The following is a 17,817-nucleotide window of genomic DNA, read 5'->3' as shown; positions in this document are numbered from 1 at the left end:
TATCTCCTCCCAACGTACGCCTGTTTATCATCGACGCTTTTCCGCCGATGATCTTCTCCCTATTTTAGCAAGATATACAGCCTCTTGACAACTGGCTATGAAAAAACTTATCCTGTTCCTGCTGCTGGGTGGCTATTCAACCTACGCCCAGTCGCTTACCAAAACCGAGTCGACACTGATTACAACGGTGAAAAAGCAGATGCCGGAAACCGAAGCATTCCTGGAAAAAGTCGTTAACATCAACAGTGGCTCGCTCAACAAAGAAGGCGTCCGGCAAGTGGGCGACCTGATGGGGGCCGAGTTTAAGAAACTCGGCTTTACGGTTGACTGGGTAAACCTGCCCGATTCGCTCAACCGGGCGGGGCATCTGGTGGCGACCCGGCCCGGTAAGAAAGGAAAAAAGCTGTTTCTGATCGGTCACTTGGATACGGTTTTTGAAAAAAGCCTGCCGATGGAGCCGTACACGCACACCAACGATTCGACCGTGACGGGGCAGGGAGTCAACGACATAAAGGGTGGTGATGTCATGATCATTGCCGCACTGAAAGCCATGCAGCAGCAGAAGTTGCTGGATGATACCAATATCACAGTATATTTGACAGGCGACGAAGAAAGCGGAGGAGGCATAGCAAGTCGCCTGGATTTCATCGAGCGGGCTAAAAAGTGTGATCTAGCACTGGCCTTCGAAACGGCGCAGGGACTTAACCTCGTCACGACTGGTCGGCGGGGATCGAGTAGCTGGACATTGGATGTACGAGCGCGCTCAGGCCACTCGTCGCGGATTTTTAGTGACCTGGGCTACGGAGCCATCTACGAAGCTGCCCGAATTCTGACCGAGTTTCGGCGGGTGCTGGGCCAGGAGCAGTATCTGACCTTCAACCCCGGCCTGATCGTGGGTGGGGCCGACGTAAAATACGACGATAAAACGGCCGAAGCGCGTGCTGTCGGCAAAACGAATATTATTGCTGGCTCAGCGCTGGTAAAAGGCGATTTACGGTTCTTAGGTGAAGCGCAGAAAGAAAAAGCCCGCGACCGGATGCGCGAGATCGTTAGCAAAAGCCTGCCGCTGACTGGCTCAAAAATTACGTTTGCCGACGGAATTCCGTCGATGGAGCCTACAGCAGCTAATGACAAATTGCGTCTGGAAGTAGATAAAGTAAGCCGGGATATGGGCCTTGGTCCCGTTGCTGCTGGCGATCCGGGATCACGGGGCGCGGGCGATGTATCGTTCATCGCCGAATACCTGCCCTGCCTTGATGGGCTGGGGGCATCGGGCAAAGGAGCACACAGCATTGAAGAAAGTATGAATAGCAAAGAGTACCCGCTCCTGATTCAACGGACGGCCGTTTTACTCTATCGATTGACGCGGTAACCAGACAACAATGCAAAGATGCCCGAACGCTGTATTCATTTGTTGTTCGGGCATCTTTTACGTTAGTCCTTCGCCGGTTTAGCGCCCGGTAGTCGACTCTTTAACCAGGTGATTTGACCCCGGTGGTTTGATTCGTGCTCGCAGACGTGAAACCATTTCCAGTACGTATTGACTGGCTGCTGCTTTGACCAGATCGGGTCGAGCGCCAGCAACCACGCATCGTCTTTGGTTTTGAGTTTGGCCAGCGTATCATCCCGCACGGCCGTGATCTTATCAATGTAATACTGCGCGTCGTGTCCTTTGATTTCTTTCCGTCCAGCATCGTTCAGTTCCATGGCCGAGCCCCACTCTTTCTTTTCAACCTCATTAAACTCCTGTCGACCGTCGAACGTGTTGATTTGGTAGAATTTATCCGTTGCACCAAGGTGCATGACCAGCGCGCCAATGGTGTTGGCATTCCCATCAAATAGAAAGTCGAGCTGGGCGACGGTCAGATTCTTGATGGAATTGATAATTGTTTCGCGGTTGTAGCGCATCATCGAAACCAGGGTGCCAATCATCGGCGAGTAGCCGTCTACCGGACCGACGACAAGCAAATTTTTGTCGGGAGGAAAACCGGTTGCCAAGGCCAGGGTGGGGAGAAGACTCGACACGGCCAGACCAGTTGCTGCCGTCAAGCCGCTGTTCATAAACTGACGTCGGGATAGGGAATTTTTCATGGCCTAAGAAAATAAGAGTGAAAGGATGAGTATCGAAGATACTAGTTTCGCTACTGATTGAAAAATGGCCTGGTGAGCTTTTATGCAAAGGATAAGCGGTGCCAATGAACTCAACCGGCCGGGCACTGAGTTATGGGAAGAGCCTCCAGCCGACTGCTGGCTGTTAGTAATAATCTACTTGTATGCATCAACCCATTGGCGTGTTTGATTCGGGCTACGGTGGTCTGACCATTCTGCGCGAGATTGTTCGAAAGCTGCCTGAGTACGACTACCTCTACCTGGGCGATAACGCTCGAACGCCGTACGGGAACCGTTCCTTCGAGACCGTCTACCAGTACACGTTGGAGTGCGTTCGGCACCTGTTTGCGCGCGGCTGTCGGCTGGTGATACTAGCCTGTAACACAGCCTCCGCGAAGGCATTACGTAATATTCAGCAACTGGATTTACCTGGAATGACTGATATGGGATCTGACGGACCGGACCGACGCGTGCTGGGTGTCATCCGGCCAACAACCGAGGTCATTGGCAACTATTCGCGGACGGGGCATGTTGGTATATTAGCGACCCGCGGTACTGTTACGTCGGAATCGTATGTCGTTGAAATTGAGAAATTCTTTCCGGAACTGAACGTATTTCAGGAAGCCTGCCCCATGTGGGTGCCGCTGGTCGAAAATGGTGAGTTCGCTAGCCCCGGAGCTGATTACTTCGTCAACCAGCACATTAACCGCTTGCTGGCGAAGTCGCCCGACATCGACACGCTGCTCCTGGCTTGTACCCATTATCCATTATTGATCAACAAGATCCGACAGGCAGCTCCAGCTGGTATGGCCATCGTTAGCCAGGGTGAACTTGTTGCGGATAGTTTGGCGGATTATCTGCAACGACACCCGGTAATTGATCAACAATGCAGTAAACACGGTGAGCGCACGTTTCTGACAACGGACTCAACCGCCGATTTTGATCGACAGGTCGCCATATTTTACGGAGAAGCTGTTCGGTCAGTGCAACTGACGCTCTAGGCATCCCGCAAGAATTTCGTACCTTTGTATCACTAATCTAGAACAGAAATTACCTAATGATCAACGTATCTAACGTCTCGCTCCGCTATGGTAAGCGGGTGCTGTTTGACGATGTCACCATAAAATTTACGTCCGGCAACTGTTATGGCGTCATCGGCGCCAACGGAGCGGGTAAATCAACGTTTCTAAAAATACTGTCGGGCGAAATCGAACCACAAACTGGCTCGGTCAGTATGACCCCCGGCGAACGGATGTCGGTGCTGAACCAGAACCAGTTCGCGTACGACGAATACCCCGTTCTGCAAACGGTCATCATGGGTAATAAACGCCTGTATGACATCATGCAGGAAAAAGACGTATTGTACGCCAAGACTGACTTTACGGATGCCGACGGTGAACGGGCCGCTGAACTTGAATCCGAGTTTGCCGAAATGAACGGCTGGGACGCCGAATCGGATGCCGCCAGTCTGCTGTCGGGTCTGGGTATCAAAGAGGACCTGCATTATTCGCTGATGAGCGACCTGAACGGTTCGGAAAAAGTGCGGGTACTGCTGGCGCAGGCGCTGTTCGGTAACCCTGACGTGCTGCTGCTTGACGAGCCAACCAACAACCTGGACGTAGAGTCGGTTAGCTGGCTCGAAAACTTCCTGGCCAATTTCAATAATACCGTGATTGTGGTAAGCCATGACCGTCACTTCCTGGATCAGGTCTGCACGCAGATTGTAGACGTTGATTTCAGCAAAGTGAAGCTGTTTGCTGGTAACTACTCGTTCTGGTATGAATCAAGCCAATTGGCTTTGAAACAACGCCAGGATCAGAACAAGAAGACCGAAGATAAACGGAAAGAACTCGAAGAATTCATCCGTCGTTTCTCGGCCAACGCGTCTAAATCGAAACAGGCAACCAGCCGCGCCAAGTTGCTGGAAAAACTCACGATTGATGATATTCAGCCGTCGTCTCGGAAATATCCATACGTTCACTTCAAACCTGAGCGTGAACCCGGTGATCAGATCCTGACGGTCGAAAACCTGACGTATACGTCGGAAGACGGTACCAAACTATTCGAAGACCTGTCGTTCACGGTAAACAAAGGCGACAAAATCTTCCTGTACAGCCGTGATGGCCTGGCCGTTTCGGCGCTGCTGGATATTCTGGCGGGTGAGCGGAAAGCTGATTCTGGTACGTTCCGGTGGGGTATTACGATTACGATGTCCTACTTCCCGAACGATACGGAGAAAGACAAGTTCTTCCAGACCGACCTGAACTTGGTTGACTGGCTGCGCCAGTATTCGGAAGAGAAAGACGAGAGCTTTATCCGGGGCTTCCTGGGCCGGATGCTGTTCTCGGGCGAAGAATCACTCAAAAAAGCGACGGTGCTCAGTGGGGGTGAGAAAGTGCGGTGTATGCTGTCGAAAATGATGCTGTCGGGTGCTAACGCCCTGATGCTCGACGAGCCAACCAACCACCTGGACCTAGAATCGATCGAATCGCTGAACAACGGGATGATCGATTTCAAAGGGCCTATTTTGTTCACGTCGCATGACCACCAGTTCGTGCAGACCGTTGCCAACCGGATTATTGAACTAACGCCGGCTGGTGTGCTCGATAAGCTGATGACCTACGACGAGTTCCTGACCGACGATCGGGTCAAGCAACAGCGTGAGGAACTGTACGCAGCTGTAGCGTAAACGGCCGTTATTCATTTTAAGCCACCGTTTGTTACCTTCGCCGGTACGAACGGTGGTTTTTTATTGTACTGACTAGCATGAAAGATTTACGGGTAAATGGACGAATATGGCTCGAAACGGACGAACGATTTATGGGGATCGGTCGGCTGGAGTTATTGGATCATATCGCCAGTACTGGCTCGATTAATCAGGCAGCAAAAGCCATGCAGATGTCGTATAAGCGAGCCTGGGAATTGGTCCAGTCGATGAACGCACAGGCTGACAAACCACTGGTCAGTACCCAAACCGGTGGTGAAAAGGGCGGTGGAACCGTTATAACGCCGGAAGGAGAACGGTATCTGGCGTATTACCGCAGTTTACAGGAGCGCTTTCAGCAGTTTCTAAATCTGGAAACGCGGGCTCTCGCCACGTTGTCCACCCAATCACACTGACACGACCTACGGACGAGTGGAGTTTACGGCATACACCTATTGATTTGTTAATAATCAGTACGTCAGCAACCACGCAGTGAATAATCAGTTTTTTTAGCTAGAGCAGCTTAATTCTGGTTACATCTATGAACTGCCTTCGCTTCACTTTTTATGCAAACATTTGACGTTGTTGTTATTGGGACTGGTTCGGCGGGAAAAACGGTTGCCGAAGAGGTCCGTGCCGCTGGAAAATCCGTAGCTATTATTGATAAGTTGCCCTTTGGTGGTACATGCTCGCAGCGCGGGTGTGATCCCAAAAAAGTGCTGGTCGGGGCCGCCGAAATCGTAAGTCGCTCCACCGACCTTCAGGGCAAAGGCATACGTCAGTCAGCCGCAATTAACTGGGCTGATCTAATGGCATTCAAGAAAACCTTTGTCGAATCTATTCCAGAAAACACCGAAGAGAAATTTGCGGAACAGGGGATTGCCCGGTTTCATGGCGTAGCGTCGTTCGTGTCGAAGAATCAACTGAAGGTTGGTGAAGAAACACTAACGGCTACGCAGTTTGTGATTGCAGCTGGAGCCGCCCCGCAACCGATAAACATTCCTGGTGAAGATAAGCTAATTGATAGTACGGGGTTCTTAGACTTGCCCCAGTTGCCGGACGAGATTGTAATGATTGGTGGAGGTTATATCGCCTTTGAGTTTGCCCACATTGCCGCCCGGGCGGGGGCTCACGTAACAATTATCCATCAAGGTAAACGGCCGCTTGAACAGTTCGACGCCGACCTGGTAACGATGCTCACCAAGGCTACTGAAGATTTAGGTATCCGGGTGCTGCTGGAAGCCAAAGTGACAGGAATCGATGGCGAAGGCAATCAACTAACGGTTCAGTTTAAACAGGAGGGAGCAAAGCAGTCAGTGAAGACTAAGCTGGTGGTGCATGCTGCGGGCCGGGTAGCTGATGTCGCTGATATGGGGCTTGATAAAGCAGGGGTAGAGGTAAGCAAAAAGGGCGTTGTCGTCAATGAATACTTACAATCGGTTTCCAATCCAGCTGTCTACGCCTGTGGTGACGTTAACGACAAAGGGAAACCGCTAACTCCCCTGGCTTCGTACGAAGGGGGTATTGTCGGGAGTAATGTTTTGAAAGAAAAATCGAAGACGTACACGGATAATCCGGTACCATCGGCTGTCTTTACGTTGCCCCCACTGGCCGCTGTCGGCTTGACGGAAGAACAGGCCAGCGAGGAAGGTCTGGACGTAACGGTAACCTGCGAGGAAACAAAAGATTGGTACAGTTCGAAACGTATCAACGAGCCCGTTTCCGGTTTTAAAACGCTGGTTGACAAAAAGACCGGACTGGTCGTAGGAGCGCATCTACTGGGCGCCGGCAGCGACGAGCTGATCAACGTCTTTACGCTGGCAATAAAATATAAGATTCCAGCCAAAGAACTGGCGAGTACATTGATGGCCTATCCAACGCATGCCTCAAATCTGTCGTCGATGCTGCCGAGAGAATAATTGTACTAAAGCCAGCAGGGCGCCGAGAATTTCGGCGCCCTGCTGGCTTTAGTACAATTTATTATTTGCCCCACTCCGCCGGGTTTTGGCGCCAGGTCGACAGCGAGTCCAGCGCGTTGGCAGGAATGTAGTTGAGTGCCTGGGCTTCCTGGAGAAGTGCATCGTAGTTACTCAGGCAAACCAGTTCGACATTACGTTCGGCAAAATTCTGGTCGGCAACCGGGAAGCCGTATGTAAAAATAGCCGCCATTCCCAGCACTTCGGCGCCCGCTTTTCGCAGTGCGTCCACCACTTTTAGTGAGCTGCCACCCGTTGAAATTAAGTCTTCGATGACTACTACTTTCTGGCCTTCGTTCAACTGCCCTTCAATCTGTTTGCCCATACCGTGTGCTTTTGGCTCGGGACGAACGTAACAGTAGGGCAGGTCTAAGACGTCGGCGACCAGAACACCCTGCGGAATGCCCGCCGTGGCCACACCAGCGATGGCTTCTACGTCAGGGAAACGCTCCCGAATCGCATCCGCCAGCGCATTTTTGATGAACGTCCGTACGTCGGGGTAGGCCAGCGTAACGCGGTTATCGCAGTAAATGGGCGATTTCCAGCCTGAACTCCAGGTAAAGGGACTGTCGGGTTGGAGCCGTACGGCTTTAACGGTGAGCAGATGCCGGGCAATGGCCTGTTGGGTAGTCAGTTGATCCACAGTAGTAGTAGGGAGATAGAAGGTTCGTAACTTAATCCGGTCGCTTGCCTGAGATATGCACTTTAACCGTATCGATCCGGGTACCGTCCATCGAAATAATGGTAAACGTAAACGGGAAAAATTCAATTACCTCGCCAACACGAGGCAGGTCTTCATTGGCCGCCAGAATCAATCCGCCCAGCGTATCATAATCGCCTTCGGGAATGTTCCAGCCGTATTTTTCATTTAGATCATCAATTTCGTGTCGTGCGCTCAGCACCCAGGTCTTATCATCGATTTGCCGTTCTACCCAGTCTTCGTTCGTATCGAACTCATCCTGAATTTCACCAAATATCTGCTCAACGATGTCTTCTACACTGACTAACCCGGAGGTACCGCCAAATTCGTCAACGACGAGCGCCAGGCTTTTCCGCTCGGCCAGAAACCGGAGCAATAAGTCCTGCGCCAGCATAGTTCCTGGAATGGCGATTATAGGGGTTACGATCGATTCAAGACTGGTCGGCTTCTGAAAGAGCGCCAGTGCGTGACAATAGCCGAGTACATCATCGATCGTGTCTCGATAAACAATGATCTTGGAGTGGCCGCTTTGTTGAAACGCCTGTCGGAGCTCTTCCAGAGAGTCATCGATAGCGACGGCCGCAATTTCGGTTCGGGGAACCTGGCAATCCCGCACCCGGACTTCCCGAAACTCAATGGCATTGTTAAAAATGCGTGAATCTACTTCAACTTCCTCCGATGGATCAGCCGTTTGGTTGAGCTCCTGGAGGTACTGGTTCAGATCCGTTAGGCCGAAGACAGGCCGAATTTCCGGGTTTTTCTTGCCTAATACGTAGCGAATGATGAAACGAGCCGTACTCACCAGCAACCGAACGATGGGGGCAATAATCTTATAGATCACCCAGAGCGGTACGGCTAGTTTTTCAAGGAAACGGTCAGGATGGATCAACGCCAGGCTCTTGGGCAGGTAGTCAGCCAGCGGCATGAAAACGACCGTTAGTACGACCGTTTCGATCACAATGAGCCAGAACGGGTGCGTGTACGAATCGGGCAGTAGCTCAATCAGAATCGGATTAAGAATCAATACGCCGAGTACCGCATAAAGCACCAGAAAGAGCGTATTTCCGCTGAGCGTCGTACCAATAAACAGGATTGGGTTTTTGAGGAAGCTGGAAACCAGCTTTTCGCCCAAAGGTCCTTGTTTGCTGTGCAGCTCAAAATACAGTCGGTTGACCGACAGATACGCCATCTCAACCGCCGAGAAGAACCCGGCGAGGACCAGGGTTAGTAGGGCTCCGAAAAGTAGGGCGTAGGCTTCCAAATGGTAAGGTAGTTTGACAAATGCAGGCAAGATACCTGCTTATTTTTTCTTCTTTTTCTGACGATCAGCCGCCATTTGTTTGATGGTTGGCGAAACTTCTTTATCGCTTTCGATACGTCGATTGCGAATAAACTGGAACAGCAGCAGAAACGACAGGCACAACATCAGCAACCAGTAACTGTCGGCGAATGTTGTACGCTGATACTCCGCGATCCAGAGAATAAGAAAGCCAACCGCAGCGGCTAGTGTGAGCGTTTCAGGAAGCTTCATAAGCGAAGTAAGCCAAACGGCTAACGTAAATCGTTACGTTAGCCGTTTGGTGGTTTGATTCGATTAAGCCAGACCTTTATGTTTCATTTTGGAAAATTCGCGGTACCGCCGAATGCCAGCCAATAGGAACCCGACAATGACCAGCAACGTACCAATCCAGAGAACATTGATGAGTGGTTTTTCGTACGCTTTCAGTACAATATAATCGCGCTGCGTCTGGTTGACGGCAAAGGTAAATTTACCGCTTGCGGGATCAATGGCATTGAGCTGAATTCGGATACCCAACTCGTCACTCGTATCGGCCCGGCGACCAACCATCCGATCTTTGATGATGAAGGCTGGCTTCAGAATGTGTTCGCCGTTTTTATCCAATACCCGAATGTGGGCGCGAACGGCTGCATCATTGGGACCAATCTCCATCCCTTCGACATCATTTGTCCGAGTCACGTTATCCAGAATGGCGACGTAGTCGTTCAGGAAGAAGGTATCCTTAACGGCTATCGTATAATTTTCGGTTTTTCCCCAGCTTCGCTCCGAGCCTGGGTCTGGTACTGATGAGACAAACGTATACATGTCCCGGTCCATTTTGTGCCGAATATCAGGTGATGCCAGCAGGCCCATACGGTCGTTTACCTGCGCCCGTGGATAAAGCGTAAAGATTTTGCCGCTGGGCTCCCGGTATTCCACCTCGTAATAGGTGTTTTCTGGATAGAGAGCCAGCGTATCACCTTTCTTGTAGTACAGCTTACCGTTTTGTTCAATGTTCTGCTGAGCAATACCATGGAAGTCACCTTCGATGACCGAAACCGCTTTCTGCGGAAGATAACCCGGTACGTCGCGGGCCTCAATCCGGCGACCCCGGTACGTGAGCTGATAAGGACCCATCTGCTCACCCTGGTTCAGCCACAGAAGCTTGTTCTCTTTGTTTTCCTTATTGTCGTTCTTCGTGAACTCTGCCTGGTTCGAGATGGCCAGACCACTATTATTGATCGAAATAATCCGCGAATAACCCGCCGAATAAAGAACGCCTAGTAGCATTAACGCCATCCCAACGTGAGCAATAGCCCCGCCAGACAGGCGATAGTTGCCGCGAATAATATCCAGAATAATGGTTGTATTGGCGACCAGAGCAAAAACTGCGGCTACCAGCAACGCCATGTAAACCGGGTTCGTGATTGAGCCAAAAGCAATAACACCCGCGCTGATCAACAACGTAATGATAGCGGGGGTAATGAGCGCATCCCACTTTTTGTTATCCACTTTACGCCACCACATGTACTGGCCAACGCCCGTTAGCAACGCGATAACAATAAAGAACCAGATCTGAAATTTGCTGTAATGGGCCACCTGATCGGCGGGTAGAGCTAGGTTCGATACCTTTCCGAACGACTCCAGAATCTTGTTGTAGACGGGAATCGAGGTAGTCGCCGTTACCTGAAAAGCAGCCAGACAGAGTACTGTAGCGCCGATAAATAGCCAGAACTCTTTGGTATATACTGATGCTTCCTGCTCGTCGCTGGGAATAAACTTCCACTTGCTGACCGCCAACGCTACTGATAAGACCAGGAACGCCAGCATGTAAATCAACAACTGGCCCGATAAACCAAGATCCGTAAACGAGTGGACCGATGCGTTACCCAGGATACCGCTGCGCGACAGAAAGGTTGAATACAGAATTAGTAGGAAGGTGGCAATCGTCAGGATGATCGACGTTTTCAGACCCGTTGAACTCTTCTTGGCGATCAGCATGGTGTGCAAAGCACCGACCAGCACCAGCCACGGTACGTAAACTGAGTTTTCGACGGGATCCCAGTTCCAGTAACCACCAAAGTTCAGGGTTTCGTAGGCCCAGTAGCCACCCATCATGATAGCCGTTCCCAGAATCATGCCGCCGGCCAGCGTCCAGGGAAGCGCGGGACGAATCCATTCAAGGGGTTGATTCCGCCACAGACCGGCAATGCAGTACGAGAAAGGAACCAGCGTTAGGGCGTATCCCAGGAATGTCGTGGGTGGGTGAATCACCATCCAGTAGTTCTGCAGCAGTGGGTTTAAGCCGTTACCATCTTTTGGAACATAATCAGGGTTCATCGTGAAGATGGGCGCATCGGGCATCGCTTCTTTCAGCAAGAGGAACGGCGAGGAGCCGATCTTGAGCCAGTCACCGAAGACAACCCCCAGAATCATTGATGCCAGGAACGCCTGCACCAGCGCGAAGATGGTCATCATGGGCGCTTCCCACTTGCTGCCGCTGGTTTGAATCAAAATGCCGCCCAGCACCGCATTCCAGAATAGCCAGAGCAGGAACGAACCTTCCTGACCTTCCCAGAAACACGAAATCATGTAATGCACGGGTAACGACAACGACGAGTGGCTCCACGCGTAGTGGTACTCGAAGTAATGGTTGTAAATGATATAGAACAGCGAAGCCGCAATACCAACTACAGCCGCGCCGTGGATATAGAACGCCCAGCGAGCCAGCGTCCGCCAATCGTCTTTGGGAGGTGCTGTAGCGCCAGCTTTTCCGCCCGTCGCTACGTTCCGACGAACTTTGGGCTTCTGTAGAGTCAGCGTGTCGCCCGATTCGTAGTCCAGAGCTGCCTCCTCGTTACGTTCAGCGGCAGGTTGAGCCGCCAGCGCCCGGCGCAGACCGAGTGACGATAAGAAATAAGCCACTGTTGCCACCAATGCCGTAACAAACGACAGAATGACGAAAAAATGGCCGAGTTGACCGACTGTAGTGTGTATCATAAATGTAAAGAGGGAAAGGGGAAAAGAGCGATAGAGCGAAAGAGAATTGGCGTATTGCTCTATCGCTCTATTGTTCTTCCACTCTTTATAACTGGGCCGTTTTGACTTCGTGTTCGGTTGTTTCCAGCTTGCCGTCCTGGTATTTGGATGGGCATTTCAGCAGGATCTTATTACACTTGAAGTGATCACCTTCCATGTTGCCAACTACCACGATCTGCTCCGAACGATCAAAGTCCTGTGGTTTGGGGCTGTTATAGACGACCCGTTCCGAATGGTTGTCATTATCGATGAGCGTGAACTCAAAGTAGTTCGGGTCGATCTGGGGATTATAAACGACATCCGTTACGTGCCCCTGGGCGTCTTTGGGCGCTTTGCCGACGATGTGAATCAGTTTATCATTGCCATCCTTTGCCAGTTCGGAGGCCTGTTTGAAGTTGACGTACGCACTAGCGTCACCTGCTGTTGAGACAATGATGCCAATGGCAATCGCAATGACGATGATACCGAGGATATGAGTGATTTTCATTGAATTACGGGAAAGACAAGTTCTATTAGCTGATACCCTGCGTTTTACGACGCGTATCGTTCGTGTGAGAAGTCACTTCTTTTTCCAGCTTGCCGAGCTGACTGTCAAGTCGAATCAGGTACACGATAATACCCGCAAAGACGGCCGCAATCACCGCGACCACAACCCAGATCTTACCGTCGGCCCGCAGTTGATCGGCCATGGCGACGCCTTCCTCAACGGGTTGCTGTAAGGCTGTCAGGACATTCATAAATAGACTCATTGGCTTTAGCTAAGTCAGGTTAATCAACCCAGGCTTTTGCGGGCGGATTAATCAATAAAGTAACGAAAAATAATACTAAATCATTCCTCCAGGGCCGCCCGAAGACGACGCATCCGAACGCGTAGTTCGGTAATCCAGACGCCCAGCAGCGTGAAACCGATGATGGCTGGGTAAAAGACCATCCGCATCCGGCTGTCCATGTCATACTTCCCGAAGGCCGGGTTGCCACCGTTACCGGGGTGCAGCGAATCCGTCAGGCGGGGGACAATGAAGATAAGTGGAATGAAAACGGCAAAGGCAAAAATGTTGTAAACAGCTGAGATCCGGGCCCGGCGCTGTTCGTCGTCGAAAGACCCGCGCAGAATGAGGTAAGCGAAGTAAAGCAGCATGCCAACGGCTACACTGTTCAGCTTCGGGTCATTTGGCCAGGGGTCTCCCCAGGTGAAATTTGCCCAGAGCGAACCCGTCAGGCAACCCAGTAGACCGAATAGAATCGACGTATTAGCAAATTCAACGGCAATCAGATCGTCATCAAACTTGCCCGAGCGTAGGTACTTGATTGAAAAAACGGCCGAAGTCAGCAGCAGCACAATCATACCAAACCAGAGCGGCACATGGAAGTATACGTTCCGGATACTCTCGTTCAGAATCGGTTGCCGGGGAACTGTACCCAGCAGACCCTGTAGCACAACGTAGGTTAGAATCAGGACGGCGAAGGCCTTCCACCAATTTTTTTTCATATCAGTGTGCCGGTGACCCGGCAGTCATGCATTGATTGGACAGTACGTCCAGAAAATCGTTTAACTCCGCCATAAAAACGGAAACAGCAGCCAGGATAATGTGAGCACGATGGCATCGATCGCCAGCACGATACCGGCTTCGTCCCAGCTCACACTCCGGTCGAGGCCGTCCATGGCGTTCTTCGAAATTTCCAGCAGCATCAGCAGTAGCGGCAGGATAATTGGGAAGCTCAGCACCGCCATCAGCGTCGCCGGGTTTTCGGCCTTACTGGCGATACCCGAAACAAGCGTCAGCGATGAGGAGAAGCCGATGGCGCCCAGCACGAGACTGACCAGATAAAGGCCAATGTCCTGCACTGGATTGCCCAGCACGAAAGCATATACCCCAAAGCCCAGCAGGGACAAAACCAGCATCAGAATCGTATTGTAGGCAATTTTGGCCAGAATGATCTGCTGTGGACTCGCCAGCGTGTAGTAGTACAGTTGGCGACCGGCGCGTTCCTGCACAAAACTCTTGGCAATGGCATTTATCGCGCTGAATAACAGGATAATCCAGAACAGCGTGTTCCAGACGATGGGGGTTAGAATACCCCGCCGGGCGTTGAAACTCAGGTAGCAGACAAACACCGATCCGACGATGTACAGCAGCATGCCATTGAGTGCGTAACGTTGCCGCCACTCCAGCAGGAATTCCTTCCGCATCAAGGCACCCATTTGACGTACTGATTCCACGAGACTGGTTTGTTTCAAACCACAAATTTACATCAGAACCTGGAAAGAGTAAGGAAAAGGGCTGAACTGTTTTTGGTTACTTTTGCCGCCGATGGCTTATGAGTTGGTTGGTACGCTTTGTGGATTTGCGTTTGTGGCAGGTTTTATTGATGCCATTATTGGTGGGGGCGGGTTGATTCAGACACCAGCTATGTTGTTCAGCCTGCCGCAGTATCCGGTGCCAACGCTGATCGGAACAACAAAAATTCCGTCACTGGCGGGTAGTCTGATGGGTGCTTTCCAATACAGCCGACGTGTAGCGGTCGTCGGGCGGTTTATCGGACCCATGATGGCGATTGCGTTTGGCGCGTCCTGGCTGGGTTCACTCACGCTGACGCTCGTGCCGAACTACTTCATGAAACCGCTGGCACTGGTTATTCTGATCGGTGTTTTTATTTATACGCTTACCAAAAAGGATTTCGGGCAGATGCCCCAGCGGGTAGTGTCACCCCGGCAGCAACAGATACGGATGTGGCTGATGGGGACTGTAGTTGGTTTCTACGACGGCTTTTTCGGACCGGGGACTGGAAGCTTTCTGGTGCTTGGCTTCATTACGTTGATTGGCTTCGATTTTTTGAAAGCCAGCGCCCATGCTAAGCTGGTTAACGCGTCGACGAACCTGGCCAGTCTGTTGTTTTTCGTTAATAAGGGGGTAATTTTCTACTCGGTTGCTATTCCGATGGCCGTTGCCAATCTGACCGGCGCGTTCCTGGGTGCCCGGCTGGCTATTCTGAAAGGAAATTCATTTATCCGGATCTTTTTCCTCATCGTCATTGCTGCTACAATTATGCGCTTCGCCTGGGATTTGTGGCGTTGACCAGATCTTGATTCGTAGCGAGTACGAATAGCTCGGACTGTGTTTGCTACGAATCAAGAATAACCTAAATCATCCTGAATTTTGTCTCTAAAAGCGGACGAAGACAGACCGGGATGATTTACGTTATAATAGTCTCACATACTCATCTGCTAGTGACAAAAAAGATCCGGGCAGCCGTTGCGGTTGATTATTGAGATGGCTATCTGCGACGGATCGATATACCAAAGTATAGCTCGACAAAAGAGCCGACAGCAATCTCCTTGAATGGGCGTTTCGTGAGACGGTATGTTGCCTGAAGTTTGTACTTTGAATAATATAACGTTTGATTATACAACACGAAAATGCCAGTAGTTACACGAAAATGCCAGTAGTTAAAAAAGATCGCCTTAGTAATGATGTCGTAAGCGGAGTATATGCATTAGACTTGTCCAAATCCGATTTCACTGCTTTTGCTGAATTCATCCTTCTAACTGATAAAGACGGAAGAACCCTTCTAATCCATGCAGTGCTGGCTAAGCACTTGGCTCTAGTGAGCTGGTTAACTGCAAATGCAGCTAATATCGAGCATAGCGATAAACTGGGATGGACGGCTTTACATTATGCTGCACAAGGGCATCAGGCTTCAATTTTAGAGGTCTTGTTATCTGTGCATCCGGCGGTTGATCTCCAAGACGAGTATGGAAATACTCCACTTTGGCGAGCTACTTTTGACTCAAGGGGAGTAGGGGACTTGATCAAGCTGCTATTACAAGCTGGGGCCAATCCCTATCTAAAGAATCACTTAGGTATTAGCCCTTATGATTTGGCTTTAACTATTGCTAACTACGATGTAAAGCCTTTTTTTGCTGACTTTGCCTAACATAATGCCACTTATATAACAGTTCATCTCTATGAGTATTTGGAGGAATAAGAATTTTTATATCAGGACTTTGATAACTTTTGTTGTTATCGTATTCATCGACTGGCTGATCGAATCAGGATACAAACTTTTTCAAGGTCAAAATTTCACACAAACTATTGAGCATTATAAAATACCTTTCACCTATTTAGCTATAGCCGGTGCTATTGTATACTCAAATTTGAAGCGGAAGGAAGAAAGCTGATTCTTGCTATTATCCCTTTACATAAAAATAGTTATAAAACTCCCCTTTATAAAGTAGAATGCCTGACTATTGGAATCTGTAGCCAGGCATTTTACTTTATGAATTTTAACCAGTCACTTACTTTTTTTCGTACTTACTAGAATTACACCATCTTTAGCCTTTGGGCCGTATGTGTCTACTAGATTATTGGTTGCGCTTGACCTCAAGACAGTCATGCTTTTGATATCATTGGGGCTAACCTTAAGTTTTATAACATCGTCAAAGACAACACCGTCAACTACAATAAGCGGCTTAATTTTAGAATGAGGCTGATCGTTGATTGTCATCTGTAAAGGTGCTACTGGCACAATCCCCGAACCTGCTTTATTACAAGCAGTAAAGCATAAACAAGTGCAAGCCGTTAAAACTACAGAAGTAATGTATTTAATTCTCATGGCCTAAATTGTTAGCTGAAACAAGATGACAAAAAATTAAATAATACAAAAAATTTAAGATAGTCTATCAGGGTAGTTTTTATCAATAAATTTAGTTGTGTTTTATAACTATTTTTATGTAAAACGAGGATCAGCCACAAATAGATGCCCCGTATAAACGTGTAGAGTAGTGACCCCACTTTCAATTGTTACTCGTCCAGTATGATAACCAACCATGAAGCCGTAACGGGGATTACGTAAATCAAAAGCATCTGCATCAGCAAAACCTTCGTCTCCTTGGCGGGTCATGGAGGACCAGTGCATTCCAATTATTGGTTTGATATAATAGTGGACGGTTTGCCTTTCAAATTGGTTTAGAAGACTATCTTGTTTTTGAGACTGACCCCAACCAGGTAAGAAGGTAGCGAAGTAGCAAGCGACTAGATAGCAGAACCGTAAATTTTGTGGTGTAATGGTCATGTAGGATACTAATGTTGAGCAAAGCAAAGGTACCATGGTTGCTCAAACGTCTGTTGTATAAGTGGCATTATGTTGACCTAGGTTCAAACATTTTGTAATACAATCAATAGGGCTATGGTACCAATAAGAGCGCCAAATCCTCCTATTGCTCCATACCAGTAGAGCCGAATGTACTTAGCTCGCTGAAGTTGGTCCAGGCTAAAATCAAATTCGTGGACGATTAAAGATTCTAAAAAGATCTTGTATAACGTAAAGGGCACACCAACCACCAGTATCAGAGCTTGAAAGCGATTTAAATGCAGTGGGCCGACTCTTTTCATTACTAGTCCCATTGTCAAAAGCGAAAAAGAGAAGTAATAAAGAAACATCAAAAGCAAGAACCGCATGGTGTTATTTTGTCTAGCTTGCTCAACCGATTCATATTTACTCGAGAAGATGAAGATAGCAAGCTGTAAATCGACCAGGAGTTTTCTGAATGACAACATAGAATAGGATTGAGGAATCTTTGTTACTATTTAGAAGTCGTTTTTATAGGTGCTTTACTTTCTAATGATGGCGTTCATCTAAAAATAATAAGTTAACATAACACATTCTCTTCTGTCCCCTTTCCAAAGAACAATTCAATCTTTTTTGACAACTCATATTGGACGTGTAATCTTAGAATAATCTCTTAGAGCGTGTTGAGGAATTAAGAAGCATGAAGGTCGTGCCAACTTTGTGGTTGCCAAACTACAGAGTCATGACCAAACAGTGGGAGCCACTGACCGACCTCCAATGGGGCACAATTTCGCCTTTTTTCGAGCTTCAACGCAAGCGTAAGCACAATCTTCAGCAAGTCATGGATGCTATTTTGTGGCTGCTACGGACCGGCACTCAATGGCGCAACCTGCCACCGAACTTCCCCCCCTGGCAGGCCGTTTACCGCGCGGGCGGCCCC

At 49.5% G+C, this 17,817-nt stretch carries 20 protein-coding genes; 8 read left to right on the top strand and 12 right to left on the bottom strand.

Going from position 1 to position 17,817, the window contains the following annotated elements; all coding sequences use genetic code 11:
• Nucleotides 1-97: 97 nt before the first annotated feature.
• The gene (locus tag ACYVAD_RS00100) at nucleotides 98-1,372 is read left to right on the top strand and encodes a M20/M25/M40 family metallo-hydrolase (RefSeq protein ID WP_461137433.1); all 1,275 of its coding nucleotides are present in this window, start codon (nucleotides 98-100) and stop codon (nucleotides 1,370-1,372) included.
• A 62-nt stretch (nucleotides 1,373-1,434) separates the two neighbouring features.
• On the opposite strand, the gene ACYVAD_RS00095 is transcribed toward ACYVAD_RS00100, so the two are convergent.
• Nucleotides 1,435-2,091, bottom strand: a complete 657-nt coding sequence (locus ACYVAD_RS00095) for a DinB family protein (protein ID WP_461137432.1) — start codon at nucleotides 2,089-2,091, stop codon at nucleotides 1,435-1,437.
• Nucleotides 2,092-2,273: 182 nt separating this feature from the next.
• Between ACYVAD_RS00095 and murI the strand changes: the two genes are divergently transcribed.
• The 4 genes from murI (at nucleotide 2,274) to ACYVAD_RS00075 (ending at nucleotide 6,732) form a co-directional block, all read left to right on the top strand.
• Nucleotides 2,274-3,110 carry a glutamate racemase gene (gene murI / locus ACYVAD_RS00090; protein WP_461137431.1) on the top strand — a complete coding sequence of 279 codons (837 nt, stop codon included), beginning with the start codon at nucleotides 2,274-2,276 and terminating at the stop codon, nucleotides 3,108-3,110.
• A gap of 56 nt (nucleotides 3,111-3,166) precedes the next feature.
• The gene (locus tag ACYVAD_RS00085; protein ID WP_461137430.1) at nucleotides 3,167-4,798 is read left to right on the top strand and encodes an ABC-F family ATP-binding cassette domain-containing protein; all 1,632 of its coding nucleotides are present in this window, start codon (nucleotides 3,167-3,169) and stop codon (nucleotides 4,796-4,798) included.
• A gap of 77 nt (nucleotides 4,799-4,875) precedes the next feature.
• On the top strand, nucleotides 4,876-5,229 hold the full coding sequence (locus ACYVAD_RS00080) for a winged helix-turn-helix domain-containing protein (protein ID WP_461137429.1): 354 nt from the start codon (nucleotides 4,876-4,878) through the stop codon (nucleotides 5,227-5,229).
• Between the two features lie 150 nt (nucleotides 5,230-5,379).
• Complete coding sequence (locus ACYVAD_RS00075; RefSeq protein ID WP_461137428.1) at nucleotides 5,380-6,732, top strand: dihydrolipoyl dehydrogenase family protein; 1,353 nt, start codon at nucleotides 5,380-5,382, stop codon at nucleotides 6,730-6,732.
• A gap of 61 nt (nucleotides 6,733-6,793) precedes the next feature.
• On the opposite strand, the gene pyrE is transcribed toward ACYVAD_RS00075, so the two are convergent.
• The 8 genes from pyrE to ACYVAD_RS00035 form a co-directional block, all read right to left on the bottom strand.
• Entirely contained in the window at nucleotides 6,794-7,432 is a 639-nt protein-coding gene (pyrE, locus tag ACYVAD_RS00070; RefSeq protein ID WP_461137427.1) for an orotate phosphoribosyltransferase, read from the bottom strand.
• 31 nt (nucleotides 7,433-7,463) lie between these two features.
• The gene (locus ACYVAD_RS00065; RefSeq protein ID WP_461137426.1) at nucleotides 7,464-8,750 is read right to left on the bottom strand and encodes a hemolysin family protein; all 1,287 of its coding nucleotides are present in this window, start codon (nucleotides 8,748-8,750) and stop codon (nucleotides 7,464-7,466) included.
• A gap of 39 nt (nucleotides 8,751-8,789) precedes the next feature.
• Nucleotides 8,790-9,020, bottom strand: coding sequence for a hypothetical protein (locus ACYVAD_RS00060; RefSeq protein WP_461137425.1), 231 nt, complete (start codon nucleotides 9,018-9,020; stop codon nucleotides 8,790-8,792).
• Between the two features lie 63 nt (nucleotides 9,021-9,083).
• On the bottom strand, nucleotides 9,084-11,768 hold the full coding sequence (gene ccsA / locus ACYVAD_RS00055) for a cytochrome c biogenesis protein CcsA (protein WP_461137424.1): 2,685 nt from the start codon (nucleotides 11,766-11,768) through the stop codon (nucleotides 9,084-9,086).
• Between the two features lie 85 nt (nucleotides 11,769-11,853).
• Nucleotides 11,854-12,294 (bottom strand): cytochrome c maturation protein CcmE domain-containing protein, encoded by a 441-nt coding sequence (locus ACYVAD_RS00050; RefSeq protein ID WP_176568508.1) that lies wholly within the window; start codon nucleotides 12,292-12,294, stop codon nucleotides 11,854-11,856.
• A 25-nt stretch (nucleotides 12,295-12,319) separates the two neighbouring features.
• On the bottom strand, nucleotides 12,320-12,544 hold the full coding sequence (locus tag ACYVAD_RS00045; RefSeq protein WP_461137423.1) for a CcmD family protein: 225 nt from the start codon (nucleotides 12,542-12,544) through the stop codon (nucleotides 12,320-12,322).
• Nucleotides 12,545-12,636: 92 nt separating this feature from the next.
• Entirely contained in the window at nucleotides 12,637-13,296 is a 660-nt protein-coding gene (gene ccsA, locus ACYVAD_RS00040) for a cytochrome c biogenesis protein CcsA (RefSeq protein WP_461137422.1), read from the bottom strand.
• 60 nt (nucleotides 13,297-13,356) lie between these two features.
• Entirely contained in the window at nucleotides 13,357-14,010 is a 654-nt protein-coding gene (locus tag ACYVAD_RS00035; protein WP_461138496.1) for a heme exporter protein CcmB, read from the bottom strand.
• A gap of 109 nt (nucleotides 14,011-14,119) precedes the next feature.
• On the opposite strand from ACYVAD_RS00035, the gene ACYVAD_RS00030 reads away from it, so the two are divergent.
• Together ACYVAD_RS00030 and ACYVAD_RS00025 are read left to right on the top strand one after the other, a co-directional pair.
• Nucleotides 14,120-14,884, top strand: coding sequence for a sulfite exporter TauE/SafE family protein (locus ACYVAD_RS00030; RefSeq protein ID WP_461137421.1), 765 nt, complete (start codon nucleotides 14,120-14,122; stop codon nucleotides 14,882-14,884).
• A 361-nt stretch (nucleotides 14,885-15,245) separates the two neighbouring features.
• On the top strand, nucleotides 15,246-15,743 hold the full coding sequence (locus ACYVAD_RS00025) for an ankyrin repeat domain-containing protein (protein ID WP_461137420.1): 498 nt from the start codon (nucleotides 15,246-15,248) through the stop codon (nucleotides 15,741-15,743).
• A gap of 357 nt (nucleotides 15,744-16,100) precedes the next feature.
• Here the strand turns inward: ACYVAD_RS00025 and ACYVAD_RS00020 are convergent, their stop codons facing one another.
• The 3 genes from ACYVAD_RS00020 to ACYVAD_RS00010 all read right to left on the bottom strand — a co-directional run bounded on the left by ACYVAD_RS00020 (nucleotide 16,101) and on the right by ACYVAD_RS00010 (nucleotide 17,365).
• A complete protein-coding gene (locus ACYVAD_RS00020; RefSeq protein ID WP_461137419.1) occupies nucleotides 16,101-16,421 on the bottom strand; it encodes a hypothetical protein in 321 nt (106 codons plus the stop codon).
• 114 nt (nucleotides 16,422-16,535) lie between these two features.
• Nucleotides 16,536-16,880, bottom strand: a complete 345-nt coding sequence (locus tag ACYVAD_RS00015) for a hypothetical protein (RefSeq protein ID WP_461137418.1) — start codon at nucleotides 16,878-16,880, stop codon at nucleotides 16,536-16,538.
• A gap of 83 nt (nucleotides 16,881-16,963) precedes the next feature.
• Entirely contained in the window at nucleotides 16,964-17,365 is a 402-nt protein-coding gene (locus ACYVAD_RS00010) for a hypothetical protein (RefSeq protein ID WP_461137417.1), read from the bottom strand.
• 254 nt (nucleotides 17,366-17,619) lie between these two features.
• Between ACYVAD_RS00010 and ACYVAD_RS00005 the strand changes: the two genes are divergently transcribed.
• Nucleotides 17,620-17,817: transposase (locus ACYVAD_RS00005; RefSeq protein WP_461137416.1), on the top strand; the 198-nt coding region annotated here is incomplete at its 3' end.

The sequence above is a fragment of the Spirosoma pomorum genome (genome assembly GCF_054776615.1).
This window is presented reverse-complemented; position numbering and strand designations above follow the sequence as displayed.